Source organism: Methylobacterium sp. AMS5, from assembly GCF_001542815.1.
GTDB lineage: Bacteria > Pseudomonadota > Alphaproteobacteria > Rhizobiales > Beijerinckiaceae > Methylobacterium.
Map to the genome: position 1 here is coordinate 258,212 of NZ_CP006992.1, position 13,616 is coordinate 271,827.

Genomic DNA, 13,616 nt, shown 5'->3' on the forward strand with positions numbered 1-13,616 from the left:
TCATCCTTCCCCGAACGTCACCGGCATCCAGTTGGGTGCGCGCTCTCGAAGGGTGGCCAAGCGCAGTTTCCTTCCAGCGCCAGCACAAAGAGGGTGTTGATCCGCGCGCGCTCCGCCTCGACGACGGGGCCATCGATGAGGACGGGCCGACATCTCGCGGTCCAGCCCGGCGCGACGAAGTCCGGATTATGCAGGGCGTCATCGGATGCCTTGGCAAAGAAAGCGCGGTCGCCGCCATCGATGTAGCTTTCTGCCGGCAGATTCTCGGCGAGCAGGATGTCGTGTGCGTCGAGTTCGACGTGCCAGTAGGTGACCATGGAGGCCGGCTCGCGCATGATCGACGTGCCATTGATGAGACACATGATCGGGACGAGGACGCCTCCCCGGTTGTCCTCGTCCGCCGCGACCAGCACCGGATGGCCCTGCGACAGCCGCAAGTCCCGCACCGGAAGCAGGCGACCGCAGGGATCGCTCCCGAAGGCGCCGGCCCGCACGCGCACCGGCCATTGCTGCGACGGCACCGTGCATGTGGCCGGCACGACGGTCCGCTGGCCGATCCAGCGGATCTTGCGGCGTCCGCCCGTTGCCGTCACCGCCACGTCGCCGACCCGCAGCGCCTCCACCGCGACCTCGACCACGCCTCCGGCCCGAAACACGCGGAGGCGCGTTCCGCTCGTGAAGCAGACAGGCGCCGCGAACGCCATCTCCTGAACGTTCGTCAAGGTGTCGACGGCGCCCGTGGTCCTGTCCGTGACGATCGCGGCGTTCGCCGCGGTGCGGACGACCTGATAGTCGGTTTCCGCTTTCGCGAAAATTACCCTGTTGGTGCCGCCGCCGCCATCGATCCGGTTGCCGTTGCCGTTGGTGTAGATGATGTCGTTGCCCGCCCCCCCGATCGCCGTGTCAATCCGGGTGTTGTAGGCGATGCCGATGTTGTTGATCAGGCCGCCAGCGGAGCTGAAGCTGCCCGGATTCAGGTTGATCGTCGAGCCCGTGCTGTAGCCCGACAAATCGAGAGAATTGCCGGTGCCTGTGTTGTAGATCGTGACGACGGGTGCGCTGTTGTAAGAAAAATTGTAGTAGGCATTGGAGGTGCCGGATATATTGGCGTTGAAGCCGTAGACTTGCCCCCCCGAGAAGGTGGAGGTCTTGGAGGCACCGTAGATGCGCTGCGCCGCCTCAATGTCCAGCATCATCGGCGTATGTGCTTCGGTCCAGTTGCTACCCTTGACCGGGTTCTCTGCGTAGAACGGCGTTCTTGTATTGTTGGCAGTAATGTAGGACATGACGGACCATTGCTGGCTGTCATAGGCATTGAACTGGCTAGAGGCCGCCACGCCCGCATTGTAGGGACCAGCATGGCCGAGCCCCAGCATATGGCCGAGTTCGTGCGTGACCGTGCTGACGCCCCGGGTGGTGAAATCGCCGAGGACGCCGTAGCCGTTGTTGTTGTCCGGAATATTGACGTTGGCCGAGTAGCCCAACGGATTCGTCACCGGGGTCAGGACCGAAGGAATTTCGGTCGCCCCCGGGTTCGTCCGCACCGAGCCCGGGGAGGTGGTCACCGCGCCTCGATCCACGTCCGTGTCCAGCACCAGATTGGAGCCGGGCGAGAGCGGGACCTCCTTGAACCGGATGTCGACGATGTCGGCCCAGAGGTTGAGGCCTTCGCGATAGGCCGCCTTGGCCAGTACCGAGACGCCGGGGGCGAACGAATACGTCACGACCCCGCCCGGCGTCCCGGCTTTGCTGCTCGCGCTCAGGGTGTTGCCGTCGGAATCGTTGTTCCATTTGTTGACGAAGCTTCGGTCGGTCCAATAGGTCGCCGGGTTGTCCCGCCGCCAGCCCCGCCATGCGAGCGAGGCGATGGCACCGTTCTCATCCATCCCCGCGAGATAGGTTACGGATTTCCGTTGCTCGTCCGTCAGCGTTGCCATCTCGGTTCAGGCCCTCTCCGGGAACGCGCCGACGCCACGCAACGGCCGAGCTTCCCTTCTCTCTGTGTGACGAGGCAGGAAAAATGGCAGCCGCCGAACGGGGCGTTTTTTCGAAACAGGCCTGCATGGGTTCTTCGCCCGGCGGCCGCGGCACCTAGTCCTGAGACCGGCCGGGCGAAGGCGAGTGGCGCATCGTGTCGGCAACGGCTTCCGTGAGCCGCCTCGGGCGACCGCATCGAAATTCGAAAGACCGCCGCGGGCAAGGCCCTGCGGCGGATGCCGGTCCAGGCTTGACGCTACGCTTCGATCTTGATCCAGATGCCGGCGGTCTGCGTCATCTTGAGCTGGACGGACCGGGCGAGCGTATCCAGGGCAGTGACGGGATCGAAAACGTTGAAGACACCGGTGGCGCGCCGGTCCCTCACTTCAGGGCTCAGCCTGATGAATCCGGCATAGTAGGGACGGATCTGCTCGACGATGGCCGCGATGGACTCGTCGTCGAAGACCGCGAAGCCGGTCGTCCAAGACGCTTCGACTTCGGCGTCGACCTTGCTCCGGCTGAAAGTAGCTCCATCGTAGTTGAGACGCTCGCTGGTGCGCAGGTTCAGCCGACGTCCCCCGCCTTCGAGGGTGCCGCTGCCCTTGAGCCCTGAGACGGCCAGGCGGCCGTCGCGGCTGTCGAGAACGAAGTTTCCCGCCGAGGCGTCGAGGCGGAACGGGCCCAGATCGACCACGAAGGGGCGCGGGTCGTGCTCGGCGACTTCGAGCATCATCCGGCCATTGAGGAACTCGAGACGCCGTTCCTCGGCCGAGAGGGCGACGTTGATCGAAGAGCGCGGCGCGAGCACGACTTTGCTGCCGTCGTCGAGTTCGAACTGGTCGTGCTCCGCCGTGCGGGTGTATCGATCGTGCAGAAGGCCCTGAAGCGGGACGAAGCGCTCCAGCGAAAGGGTGCCTGCCCCCCCCACCGCGACGAGGCCGGCAAAGCCCGCCAGGATCGCCCGGCGGTCGCGGCGGACCGGCGCGTCCGACAACCGAGACACCGTCCCGCGGGGCAGAGCGGAGTGAGCCAGCACCTCGAAGGGCTGGAGTCCCCCCGACATGCGGTTCCACGCTTCCGCATTTCCGGCGCTGGCGCTGCGCCAGCGGTCGAAATCGCGAAGCTGGCGTTCGGTCATGGTGCCGGAGGTCAGCGCCACCATCCACTTGATGGCTGCCCGACCGCTGTCATCGATCCTCTTGTCGTCGACGCCCTCTCGCGCCCGGGCCTTGGCCATTCGTTCAACTTTCCATCTTGGCCAGATAGACTGCGGAAAAGCCTTGGGTCATGTACTTGCTCACGGCACTGAGCGAGACATTCAGTTCCTGGGCGATCTCCTTGTTGGACATACCATCGATCTGGCTCATGAGGAATGCCGCGCGGGCTCTCGGCGAGAGCGTAGCGAGGACCATGTCGATCTTCTGCAACGCCTGGACGAGGATCAGCCGGTCCTCCGGTGAGACATCCATCGCCTCCGGGATGGCCGACAGGGCATCCTCGTAGGAGATCTGAAGCTTCTTGCGGCGGCGGGCCTCGAAGATGATCCGCTTGGCAATCGTGGTCATCATGGCGCGCGGCTCGCGCACGCTCGCCACGTTCGGCAGGGTCAGGAGCGACAGGAAGACGTCTGCTACGATGTCCTCGGGAGCGTGAACGGTCCAGGGCTGGCGCGACAGCCATGAGCCGAGCCAGGTGGAATGCTCCCGAAACAGCGTTTCGACCAATCGTGAGCTCGGTCCGACTGCGGTATTTGCCATCTGATAACCCCACCGCTTGACGCCTGCCCTGCGCCGTCCAAGCCCAGGCAGGCAGATGTTTTGTTTGACCTGTGTGTCGGCAATGCTCGGACAACACTTTGTAATAAAAACATCAAGTCTCGCAATGTTTGCGGCTTAACTTAGAGCGCACTCCTGAGATCAATATCAAGTGTAAGATTTCCTTTTCCCCCCGATAAGAGTTGGAAATTCACACTTTGCAGGCCGTGCGCCGGTCGCAAAGCTGAATCCCGCACGCTTTGCACCATGCAGCATCCATGCCATCAAATGATGCAAAAGCGCCCAACCGCGCATCGAATCGAGGTTCACATGGCAGCGCGGGCTGCCGAACGATGGATACATCAATGGCCGGTCTTACTAATGCACGATAAAGCGTGTGCAGCGTTGCACCTGAGTAAGATTGCGCAAAAGAGACCGTTCGCAGCCGTACAGCAACGCGGCGCTCTCGCACTGCCTGAGCACATCGAGAGGCGTTGAGCGTTCCGATCCTGCGGTGGAACTGCCGGAGGCGGGAGCGGGCGCCTTGGTCGCTCCAGGATCTCGACGCGTGGTTCGCCCCGTTCCTGGCCGCGATGAGACGCATGACGCGGCGGAACGGGGCGCCGCTATACCGGCGCGGCCTGCTCGGTTGGGGCGGCGCACCAGGACTGCGGTGCGCTCGGCAGGAAAGCCAACGGTCCGTCGCTCGTCGCCCTGGCGCGGGGCGAGGTGCCCGTGCCGGTGGGGCCGCACCTGTTCCTGTTGGAGGAATGGATCGCCCCCGGCGCGTTGCGCGCAGGTCGGCGCGCCGCAAGGGCGGGATCGCGCTCACCGAACTCGACCGCCTTCCGGTCGAGGGTATGGGCTTCGGTGTGATGCGGGCTGACGCCGGCGACGGAGCCAGCGCCGCGTTCCGCCACAGCCTCGACGTGCGGGCTCGTCTGGGCTGTGCGCATCGCCAAGAATCAAAAGGTGTACAATCAAAAGCTCTACGATCCCGGCATGCGGCTCGTGCCACCGCCCGTACGGGCCGCAAACCTGTGCCGGATCAGGTGCCGCGCGAGGCCGAAGCGGTGCTGGCGGCCTGTCCCCGGCGGCGCGTGACCTCGATGCCGAGTGTGGCGGCAGGGCACGAAGGACGGCCTCCTAACTTTGAACTTGGACCACCGCGTGGAGGCGGATCAGCATCAGCTTGATCGAAACCTAAAGCCCTGCCGAACGTCTTGGACCGATTGGGTTGGGAGCTGCGGCGGACAGCCGATGCCTTATCTAAGCGACTTGGCGCTTGAACGCTCCAACACGCGACACGACCGCGTGTCCGACGAACGGCTGTTTGTCTGATATTCGAATGCAATCGCTTTCGATGGGGGGCCGGGGGAGAATACCGATCTTTCGGGATTGAAACGTGCCCGCGGAATGAAACCGCACATCAAAGTCGTGCGGATCGAGGGAAGCCAGCAACGCCGTTTTCGCCTGAAGTTCGCGACGGAGCGGTACGGTCCCCAGATATCAGCGGCATGGTCCTGATTTACCAAATTCGTTCCGGAACCGCTTTGCGCGCAATTCGTTTGAGCACCGCTGCCGATCTGGCAGCTTGGCGCGAGAGGGAGCGACGCGGGCGTGACGGCGGACGTTGACAGGCATGAACTCCGGCAGATCATCGCCGGCCTGAGCGAGGGCGTGATCCTGGTCGAGCCCGACCAGACCATCGCCTACGCCAACGAGGCCGCGCTTGCCATGCACGGCGTCGAGACCCTCGACGGACTGGGCGCGACCGTCGATGCCTACCGCGAGCGCTTCGCTCTGCGCTACCGCAACAATCGCGCGCCCGAGCATTATCCGATCGAGCGGGTCGTCGCCGGCGAGCGTTTCCACGATGTCGTCGTCGAGGTCCGGCGGCCCGACGCGCCGGACGTCTACTTCGTCCACTCGCTCCGCAGCTTGGTCGCCACGGATCGTGACGGCGGCCCGAGTTGCCTCGCCCTCATCCTCAAGGACGTGTCGGATCAGTTTGAGGCCGAGGAGCGCTTCGAGAAGACCTTCAACGCAAACCCGGCGCCCGCCGTCATCACCCGGCTGTCGGACCTGCGCCACGTCAAGGTGAACGCGGGCTTCCTGGAGATGACGGGCTATGTCCGTGATGCCGTCATCGGGCGCAGCGTCTACGAGGTCGATGTGCTGGCCGGCGCCCGCAACCGCGACCTCGCCGTGTCGCGCCTGAACGAGGGCGGCACCATCCCGCAGATGGAAGCCTGCCTCAACCTGCCGGATGGCGGTTCGCGTTTCGTCATCGTCGCGGGCCAGCCCATCGAGATGGGCGAAGAGCCCTGCATGCTGTTCACGTTCGCCGACCTCGAACTGCGCCGGAAGGCCGAGACCGCGCTCCGGCAGAGCGAGGCGCGCTTCGCCACGGCGTTCCGGTTGACCCCGGTGCCGACGCTGCTGGCGCGCCTGGACGGCTTCACGGTGACCGGCATCAACGACGCATTCACCCGCGTCTTCGGCTACGGCGAGGACAGCGTGGTCGGGCGCTCCCCATCCGAGACGGGGCTGTGGGTTGCGGATGCAGCCCGCGAGCGGTTCGAGGAGGCGGTCGGGCGCACCGGTTTCGTCCCCGGGCAGGAGGTCTGCCTGCGCCACCAGGACGGGTCGGAACTCGACTGCCTCGTCTCCGCCGAGCGCGTCGAGATCGGCGAGGAGACCTTCGCTCTGCTCGTCCTGCAGGACATCACCGAGCGCAAGCGCGGCGAGCGCGACCTGTTCGAGGCCATCGAGGCGGTGATGGCTGACACCTCGTGGTTCAGCCGCGGGCTCATCGAGAAGCTTGCCAACCTGCGCCAGCCCGGCGGCCACGACGGCGACGGAGCGAGCCCGATCCTCACCGTGCGCGAGCGCCAGATCTTGAACTTGATTTGTACCGGACTCGATGACGACGCCATCGCCAAGCGGCTCAACCTCTCCCGCAACACCGTCCGGAATCACGGTGCCGCGCTCTACCGCAAACTCGGCGTCCACAAGCGGGCGGAGGCCGTGATCTGGGGACGCGAGAACGGCTTCCCGCTCCACCCCGCCGGTACATAAAAACCGCTCTACTGGTACTTTGATACTATTGATTGGCGCGCGCGAGCGGACATCTCAAGCCGACCGGGTTTTTCCCAATCACTCGCGAGGTGCTCATGACCGACCGCGTGAAATCGAACTCCGCCACCGAAGCCAAGGGCTCGGTCAAGGAGGCCATCGGCAAGCTGACGGGTGATGCCCGCGTCGAGGCCGAGGGCAAGGCTCAGAAACGCCAAGTGCAGCCGCCCAAGGCAGCACCGCGCGGCAAATGACCCGAAGGTCATCCGGCACATCGGCGTGCCGGCCCATCAAGAATACGAGGAGAATGACATGGTCGATACGGATAGGATCACGGGCGCCGCGAAGGAGATCGGCGGCAAGGTTCAGAGCGCGGTCGGCGACCTGACCGGCTCGAAGAATGATTCCGTCGAGGGCCGCTTCCGCGAAGCGCAAGGCACCGCCGAGAACCTTTACGGTCAGGCCAAGGATGCTGTCCGGCACACCGCCGACGAGGTCTCGGAATACGCCGAGGACGCCTACGACCGGGGCCGCCGCACGCTGCGCGAGGGCTCCCGCGATGTCGGCGGGTACGTTTCCGAGGCGCCGGGCACCTCGCTTCTCGTTGCCGCTGCGATCGGCTTCGGCCTCGGCCTTCTCGTCAGCCGGCTCTGACACCTTCCTTTTTCCGACTTCTCTGACCACCGGAGTAACTGCGTGACCACGACCACAAGCCTATCCCCCGTCGCCGCCGGCGACACGCGGGCCGTACTGCTCAACGAGGTGTCCTGGGGCGCCATCTTCGCCGGCGCCGTGACCGCCCTTGTGACCCAGGTCGTCCTGAATCTCGTCGGGGTGGGCGTCGGCTTGGCCTCCGTCGGCACCAACGCCGCCGACAATCCTGACGCCTCGACCTTCTCGCTCGGTGCGGGGCTGTGGTTCGTGGTCTCCGGCATCGTCGCCTCGCTGGCCGGCGGTCTCATCGCAGGCCGTCTCTCCGGCAAGCCGCTGCCCGGCGTGGCCGCCCTGCATGGCCTCGTCGCCTGGGCGGTGACCACGCTGGTGGTTCTGTACCTCATCACCTCGGCCGCGAGCGGCCTCGTCGGCGGCACGCTCGGCACGGTTTCGGGCGCGCTCGGTGGCGCCGGCAACCTCGTCGGCGGCACGGTGCAGACCGCGGCCCAGGCTGCGGCCCCCTCGCTGTCGAAGATCGCCAACCCGCTCGACGGCATCGAGCAGAAGGTTCGCGAGCAATCCGCCGGCCAGGACCCGCAGGCCGCTCGTGATGCGGCCGTCGCGGCGGTCCGTGCCGTCCTGTCGGGCGACCCCGCCCAGAAGGAGCAAGCCAAGAGCCGCGCCGCCGACGCGCTCGCCAAGGCGCAGGGCATCGCGCCCGACCAGGCCAAGGCGCAGATCGACGGCTACGAGAAGCAGTACGAGCAGGCGGTCGCCACGGCCAAGCAGAAGGCCGCAGCCGCCGCCGTCGCCGCCAAGTCCGCCGCCACCCAGGGCGCGTTCTACGCGGCCCTGGCCCTGATCCTCGGCGCACTTGCCGCCTTCTTCGGCGGACGCCTCGGTGCCCCGAAGCCCTCGACGCTCGTCGGCCCCTACGACGCCCGCCGCGCCTGATCCCCTCCCCTCGGCTCCCGCCGCCGTTGGCGGGAGCCTCCACGACCGGCGCTGCCGGTGAACCTGACCGCCAGAAGGAGAGCATCCGATGAGCAGCACGACCGACAAGATCAAGGGCCTGGCCAACGAGGCGGCCGGCAACGTCAAGCAGGGCATCGGCAACGTCACCGGCAACGACAAGCTCGTGGCCGAGGGCAAGGCGCAGGAGCTGAAAGGCGAGGCTCAGAAGACGGTCGGCGACGTCAAGGACGGTGCCAAGAACCTCGCCGACAAGGTCACCGGCAAGCACTGAACCCAGCCCTGATCCTTGCGCGGGGCCGGCCGGGCCGGCCCCATCCCTTTACCCTTCTCACTCGTCATTCGGAGAGAACCATGAACCGCGATCAGTTCCGCGGCGCGTCCCGTCATATCAAGGGCCGCGCCCAGACCGCCGTCGGCGGCGTCACGGGTGACCCGGTCCGCCAAGTGCGCGGCGCCGCGAACCAAGTGGCCGGCGGAGCGCAATACGCCTACGGCAGCGCCCGCGACCGTATCGAGGATCTGGCCCGCGATGGCGAACACCTCGCCCATTCCGCACGCGAACGGGCCGACGACCTGATCCGGGACGGGCGCCGTTACGCCGGCGAGGCCCGCCGCCGCGGCCGGGATTACGGGCACCGCGCCGTCCGCTACGCCGATGCCAACCGCACCACGACCCTGCTCGGCATCGCCGCGGCCGCCTTCACGCTGGGCTGGCTCGCGCGTCCGTCGCGCTGACCGCCGCAATTCGGGAGACAACCATGATCCGCAAGCTTCTCACCGCCCTCGTCCTGCCGAGGGTCATCGCCTTCGTCAGCCGCCGGCTCACCGGCAAGGCCACGACCCCGACGCGTCATAGGCGTTGAGCCTCCGGAACGGGCGCCGAGGGACCCTCGAGCGCGGCGACGACGGCACTGACCACGTCCCGCAGGGATGCGAGACTATCGCAGCATGAACCGGTCGGCCTTCGGTGCCGCCCGGCCGGTCTCGCCCAGCGCATCGAGGATCGCAGCGTCGGCCGTGTGCAGCAGGGTATCGAGGGGCAGGTCGTTGGCATCGGTGCCGAACGGCTCCTCCAGTTCGTCGCCGAGTGCGTCGAGGCCGAAGAACGCGTAGGCCACGAGCGCGGCGATGATCGGGGTGGACCAGCCGAGCGAGCCGGCGAGCCCGAACGGAAGCAGCAGGCAGTAGAGCCAGGCGGTCCGGTAAAGCAGCAGCGTGTAGGCGAAGGGCAGCGGCGTTCCGTGAATGCGCTCGCAGGTTGCCTGGATCGCGGAGAGGCCGGCGATCTTTTGCTCCAGGCCTACGAACAGCACGTCACTCAGCGCGCCGGCTTTCGTCGCCCCGGCGAGATCCCGCGTCAGCCCCGTCAACGCCGCGTCGGCCCCGCTCGGCCTCTGCCCGAGGGTCGCAAGTTCCTCCGAGGGCAGCCAGGGTGCGAGCGCCGCGGTCTCGTCGAGACCGCGCAGGCGGGCATGCAGGGCATGGGCGAAGCCGGCTCCTCGGCGCAGGCAGCGGCGGCGGAGGGCCTCGTGTTCAGGTTCCGGCAGCAGCGCCGGCAGCAGCCGCGCCAGGCCGCGCAACTCGACGATCAGGCTGCCCCACGCCCGCCGCGCCTCCCACCAGCGATCGTAGCAGGCGCCGTTGCGAAAGCTCAGGAAGATCGAGAGCGCGAGCCCGACCAGCGTGAAGGGGCCGATCCCGGCCGTGATCGGGAACCAGGCCGGGTGCCGCTGCTCGATCGCCACCACGAGGAAGGAGAGCGCGGCGATCGCGATCACCTGAGGCGCGACCTTGGGCAGGATCGAGCCGCGCATGGCGAACAGGATCGTCAGGAGGCCGGGGCGGGGACGGACGATCATGGCGCGTGTCTCAGCCGGCGCAGGCCGCGACCAGCCGGCGCATGAAGGCCTCGCCACGGGCGAGTTCGTCGAGGGTGATGAACTCGTCGGGCTGATGCGCCTGATCGATCGAGCCCGGCCCGCACACCACGGTCGGGATGCCGGCCCGCTGGAAGCGCCCGGCCTCGGTGGCGTAGGGCACGGTGATCGTCGCGTTGCGGCCGGCGAGCCGCAGGGCCAGCCGTTCGGCCTCCGAGCCCGGATCGGGCGCGAGCCCCGGCACGGAGACCTCCTCCACCGTCGCGATGCGCCCGAATTCGCCGTAGCGGTTGAGGCGTTCGCGGGTCACACGCTCGCAGGAAGCGGCGAAGAGAGCGGGGATCTCGGCCATGTCGAGGTCGGGCAGGCCGCGGAACTCCCAGAGGAAGGTGCAGAGCTTCGGCAGGATGTTGCGGGCGGTGCCGCCCTCGATCACGCCGACATGGACGGTGGTGTTCGGCGGGTCGAACCGGCCGGAGGCGTCGCCGCGGGCGACCATCGCGTCGGCGATGCGGTTCAGTTCGGCGATCAGGTCGGCCGCCGCCATCACCGCGTTGGCGCCGAGCCCGGGCTTGGCCGAATGCGCCGCGTGGCCGTGAACCGCGGTGTTGTAGGTCACGACGCTCTTGTGTGCGTCCGCCACCTGCATCTCCGTCGGCTCGCCGACGATCACGGCGCCCGGCCGCGGCAGGTCCGCGCCGAAGCGGGCGATGGTGTCGGCGACGCCGAGGCAGGTGGTCTCCTCGTCGTAGGAGAGCAGGATGTGGATCGGCCGTGTCAGCCCGGCCTCCAGCGCCGCCGGCACCATTGCGAGTGCGAGAGCGTCGAACCCCTTCATGTCGACGGCGCCGCGGCCGTAGGCGCGTCCGTCGGCCACGCGCAGGCGGAACGGGTCGGAGGTCCAGGCCTGCCCCGTCACCGGCACCACATCGGTATGGCCTGAGAGCACGACGCCGCCATCCGTCATCGGCCCGAGGGTGGCGAACAGGGCGGCCTTGTCACCCTCCGCGTTCGGCACCCGGAGATGGGGCACGCCCCAGCCGTCGAGATACGCGGCCACGAAATCGATCAGCGCGAGGTTCGACTTCGAACTCTCGGTGTCGAACGCGACGAGCCGCTCCAGAAGCTCCAGCGGCGTGAGGCGGGTGCCGCCGGCCGGCGCCGTCAATGGACGACGCGGCGCAAATGGGGCGAGTCCAGCGAGAAGGCCGGGATCTCCGCCTCGAAGCTCTCGCCGCCGATCGTGGACATCGTGTAGCTGCCGGCCATCAGGCCGTCCGGCGTGGTGAGCGGGCAGCCGCTGGTGTAGCTGAACGACTCGCCCGGCTCGAGAACCGGCTGCTTGCCGACCACGCCCGCGCCGCGCACCTCCTGGCAGGCGCCGCGTCCGTCGATGATCCGCCAGTGGCGCGAGCGGAGCTGCACCTGTTCGCTGCCGTTGTTCACGATCTCGACCGTGTAGGCAAAGAAATAGCGGCTCTCGCCCGGCGAGGACTCCTCCTCGACGAATCGGGGCTCCACCGTCACCATGATGCCGCGCGTCTCGGCCTTGTACATCGCGTGAAAGCATCTCCGTGGACGGCGCGCAGGCCGCATCGCGACATCTGCGACGCGCCGTGGTACGTGGCGCCAGAAACCTCGTCAATCACGGTATCCTACGGTGAGCGGAGGCCGGAGACCACGTGCCGAACGCTTCGCACCGGGGAGAATTCGAGGGAGCCGTGACGGCTGCACGGCCCAATGGACCGCCGCTGGCGGCGGGGCCGGCTCTCGGCTCGGTCCTGATGCTCGTTCTCGCCCTCGCCTTCGCGTGGTGGGACCCGGCTCAGAACCGGTGGCCGGCGCTCGCGCTCGTGATGGCGCTCGGCCTCGATACCGCCGCACGGATCGCGGCCCGGGCCGTCCGGCAGCGGACGGGCGTGGAGACCGAGATCCGCGGCCTGCCCTCACCGATTCTGGCGCTCGGGAATGCGGCGTGGATCGCAGCAGTCGTGGTGGCTGTCGCGGCCGGCTTGCGGCCCGCGCTTTTTCCGCTGCTCGCAAGCGCGCTCGCCGGTCTCGTGGCGATGGGCGCCTGCGCCCGGCTGGCGCTGGCGCGGATGGTCGTGGCCATCGAGGCGGCAGAGCGCGCGGCGGCCGAGGCCATACGCAAAGGCGAGGATACGGGACGATGAGCGGAGACGTGCCGGCAGCATCCGGTATCCTGCCGGCGCAGGCCATCACGGCGCTGACGCAAGCCGGGGCGATCCGCCCCGCGACCGCCTACGCCGCCGACCAGATCCAGCCTGCCAGCCTCGACCTGCGGCTCGGCCGCCGCGCCTACCGGGTACGCACGAGCTTCCTGCCCAGCAGCGGGCGCTCGGTCGCGACCTGCGTCGAGGCCTTCGCGCTGCACGAGATCGACCTGACGCAGGGCGCCGTGCTGGAGACGGGCTGCGTCTACATCGCCGAATTGCAGGAAACCCTGGCGCTCCCCCCCGGCCTCAGCGCCAGCGCCAACCCCAAAAGCTCGACCGGGCGCATCGACGTGTTCACCCGCGTCATCACCGACCGCGCCAGCGCCTTCGACCAGATCGAGGCGGGCTATGCCGGCCAGCTCTACGCCGAGATCTCGCCGCGAACCTTCCCGGTGCGGGTGAGGACCGGCTCGCGCCTTTCGCAGATCCGCTTTCGCCGGGGCGACCCGCGGCTGCGGGAGGCGGAACTCGCGGCGCTCCACGCCAACGACCCGCTGATCGATGTCGCAACCCCCTCGCTTCAGGGCGGCGTGCCGGTCTCGGTCGATCTCTCGGGTTTCGATGGGCTGATCGGCTACCGGGCCAAGCGCCACACCGGCCTGATCGACGTGGACCGGCCGCGCGGTCACCGCACCCGCGACTTCTGGGAGCCGCTGCCGGCCGACGGCAGCCGCACGCTGATTCTCGATCCCGGCCAGTTCTACATCCTGGCCTCGAAGGAGGCGGTGCGGGTGCCGGCCGACTACGCAGCCGAGATGGTGCCGTTCGATCCCCTCGTCGGCGAGTTTCGCGTCCATTATGCCGGCTTCTTCGATCCGGGCTTCGGCCTCAGCGAAGCGGGCGGGGCCGGCGCCCGCGCGGTGCTCGAAGTGCGCTCGCGCGACGTGCCGTTCCTCCTGGAAGACGGCCAGATCGTCGGCCGCCTCGTCTACGAGCGGATGCTGGAGCAGCCCGCGACCCTCTACGGCACGGGCGCCGGCTCGAACTATCAGGCGCAGGGTCTGAAGCTCTCGAAGCATTTCGCCAGCGAGCCGGAGCCGCCCGCGGCCTGATCGATCCGCTGC

General features: G+C 67.7%; 14 protein-coding genes and 1 pseudogene. 9 read left to right on the forward strand and 6 right to left on the reverse strand.

What is annotated here, in order from left to right:
• Positions 1–17: 17 nt before the first annotated feature.
• The 3 genes from Y590_RS01190 to Y590_RS01200 form a co-directional block, all read right to left on the reverse strand.
• Complete coding sequence (locus tag Y590_RS01190; protein ID WP_060768290.1) at positions 18–1,937, reverse strand: Hint domain-containing protein; 1,920 nt, start codon at positions 1,935–1,937, stop codon at positions 18–20.
• A gap of 296 nt (positions 1,938–2,233) precedes the next feature.
• The gene (locus Y590_RS01195; protein WP_060768291.1) at positions 2,234–3,214 is read right to left on the reverse strand and encodes a FecR family protein; all 981 of its coding nucleotides are present in this window, start codon (positions 3,212–3,214) and stop codon (positions 2,234–2,236) included.
• A gap of 4 nt (positions 3,215–3,218) precedes the next feature.
• Positions 3,219–3,701 carry a sigma-70 family RNA polymerase sigma factor gene (locus tag Y590_RS01200; RefSeq protein ID WP_245517489.1) on the reverse strand — a complete coding sequence of 161 codons (483 nt, stop codon included), beginning with the start codon at positions 3,699–3,701 and terminating at the stop codon, positions 3,219–3,221.
• Positions 3,702–4,324: 623 nt separating this feature from the next.
• Here Y590_RS01200 and Y590_RS25315 point away from each other — a divergent pair.
• From Y590_RS25315 to Y590_RS01230, 7 genes and pseudogenes are all read left to right on the forward strand, one after another.
• A pseudogene (locus Y590_RS25315) lies at positions 4,325–4,837 on the forward strand (transposase); the annotation flags it as partial.
• 514 nt (positions 4,838–5,351) lie between these two features.
• Positions 5,352–6,812, forward strand: a complete 1,461-nt coding sequence (locus tag Y590_RS01205; protein WP_060768293.1) for a helix-turn-helix transcriptional regulator — start codon at positions 5,352–5,354, stop codon at positions 6,810–6,812.
• Positions 6,813–6,907: 95 nt separating this feature from the next.
• Positions 6,908–7,063, forward strand: coding sequence for a CsbD family protein (locus Y590_RS01210; protein WP_083530959.1), 156 nt, complete (start codon positions 6,908–6,910; stop codon positions 7,061–7,063).
• A 58-nt stretch (positions 7,064–7,121) separates the two neighbouring features.
• Positions 7,122–7,463: a CsbD family protein gene (locus Y590_RS01215; protein WP_060768295.1), complete on the forward strand. Its 342-nt coding sequence runs from the start codon at positions 7,122–7,124 to the stop codon at positions 7,461–7,463.
• A 42-nt stretch (positions 7,464–7,505) separates the two neighbouring features.
• Positions 7,506–8,417, forward strand: coding sequence for a hypothetical protein (locus Y590_RS01220; RefSeq protein WP_060768296.1), 912 nt, complete (start codon positions 7,506–7,508; stop codon positions 8,415–8,417).
• Between the two features lie 88 nt (positions 8,418–8,505).
• A complete protein-coding gene (locus Y590_RS01225) occupies positions 8,506–8,709 on the forward strand; it encodes a CsbD family protein (RefSeq protein ID WP_012605520.1) in 204 nt (67 codons plus the stop codon).
• A gap of 80 nt (positions 8,710–8,789) precedes the next feature.
• Positions 8,790–9,173 carry a CsbD family protein gene (locus tag Y590_RS01230; protein ID WP_060768297.1) on the forward strand — a complete coding sequence of 128 codons (384 nt, stop codon included), beginning with the start codon at positions 8,790–8,792 and terminating at the stop codon, positions 9,171–9,173.
• Between the two features lie 203 nt (positions 9,174–9,376).
• On the opposite strand, the gene Y590_RS01235 is transcribed toward Y590_RS01230, so the two are convergent.
• Genes Y590_RS01235 through apaG form a run of 3 tightly spaced genes read right to left on the reverse strand, consistent with a single transcriptional unit; the run spans position 9,377 to position 11,872 of the window.
• Entirely contained in the window at positions 9,377–10,297 is a 921-nt protein-coding gene (locus tag Y590_RS01235; RefSeq protein ID WP_060768298.1) for a bestrophin family protein, read from the reverse strand.
• A 10-nt stretch (positions 10,298–10,307) separates the two neighbouring features.
• Positions 10,308–11,483, reverse strand: coding sequence for an acetylornithine deacetylase (gene argE, locus Y590_RS01240; RefSeq protein ID WP_060768299.1), 1,176 nt, complete (start codon positions 11,481–11,483; stop codon positions 10,308–10,310).
• Positions 11,480–11,872, reverse strand: a complete 393-nt coding sequence (gene apaG, locus Y590_RS01245) for a Co2+/Mg2+ efflux facilitator ApaG/CorD (RefSeq protein WP_003601773.1) — start codon at positions 11,870–11,872, stop codon at positions 11,480–11,482. Before apaG ends, argE begins: the two co-directional genes overlap by 4 nt.
• A 164-nt stretch (positions 11,873–12,036) precedes the next feature.
• On the opposite strand from apaG, the gene Y590_RS01250 reads away from it, so the two are divergent.
• Together Y590_RS01250 and Y590_RS01255 are read left to right on the forward strand one after the other, a co-directional pair.
• Positions 12,037–12,489 carry a hypothetical protein gene (locus tag Y590_RS01250; RefSeq protein WP_502689488.1) on the forward strand — a complete coding sequence of 151 codons (453 nt, stop codon included), beginning with the start codon at positions 12,037–12,039 and terminating at the stop codon, positions 12,487–12,489.
• Entirely contained in the window at positions 12,486–13,604 is a 1,119-nt protein-coding gene (locus tag Y590_RS01255) for a 2'-deoxycytidine 5'-triphosphate deaminase (RefSeq protein WP_060768300.1), read from the forward strand. The genes Y590_RS01250 and Y590_RS01255 overlap by 4 nt, the downstream gene beginning before the upstream one ends.
• Positions 13,605–13,616: the final 12 nt, after the last annotated feature.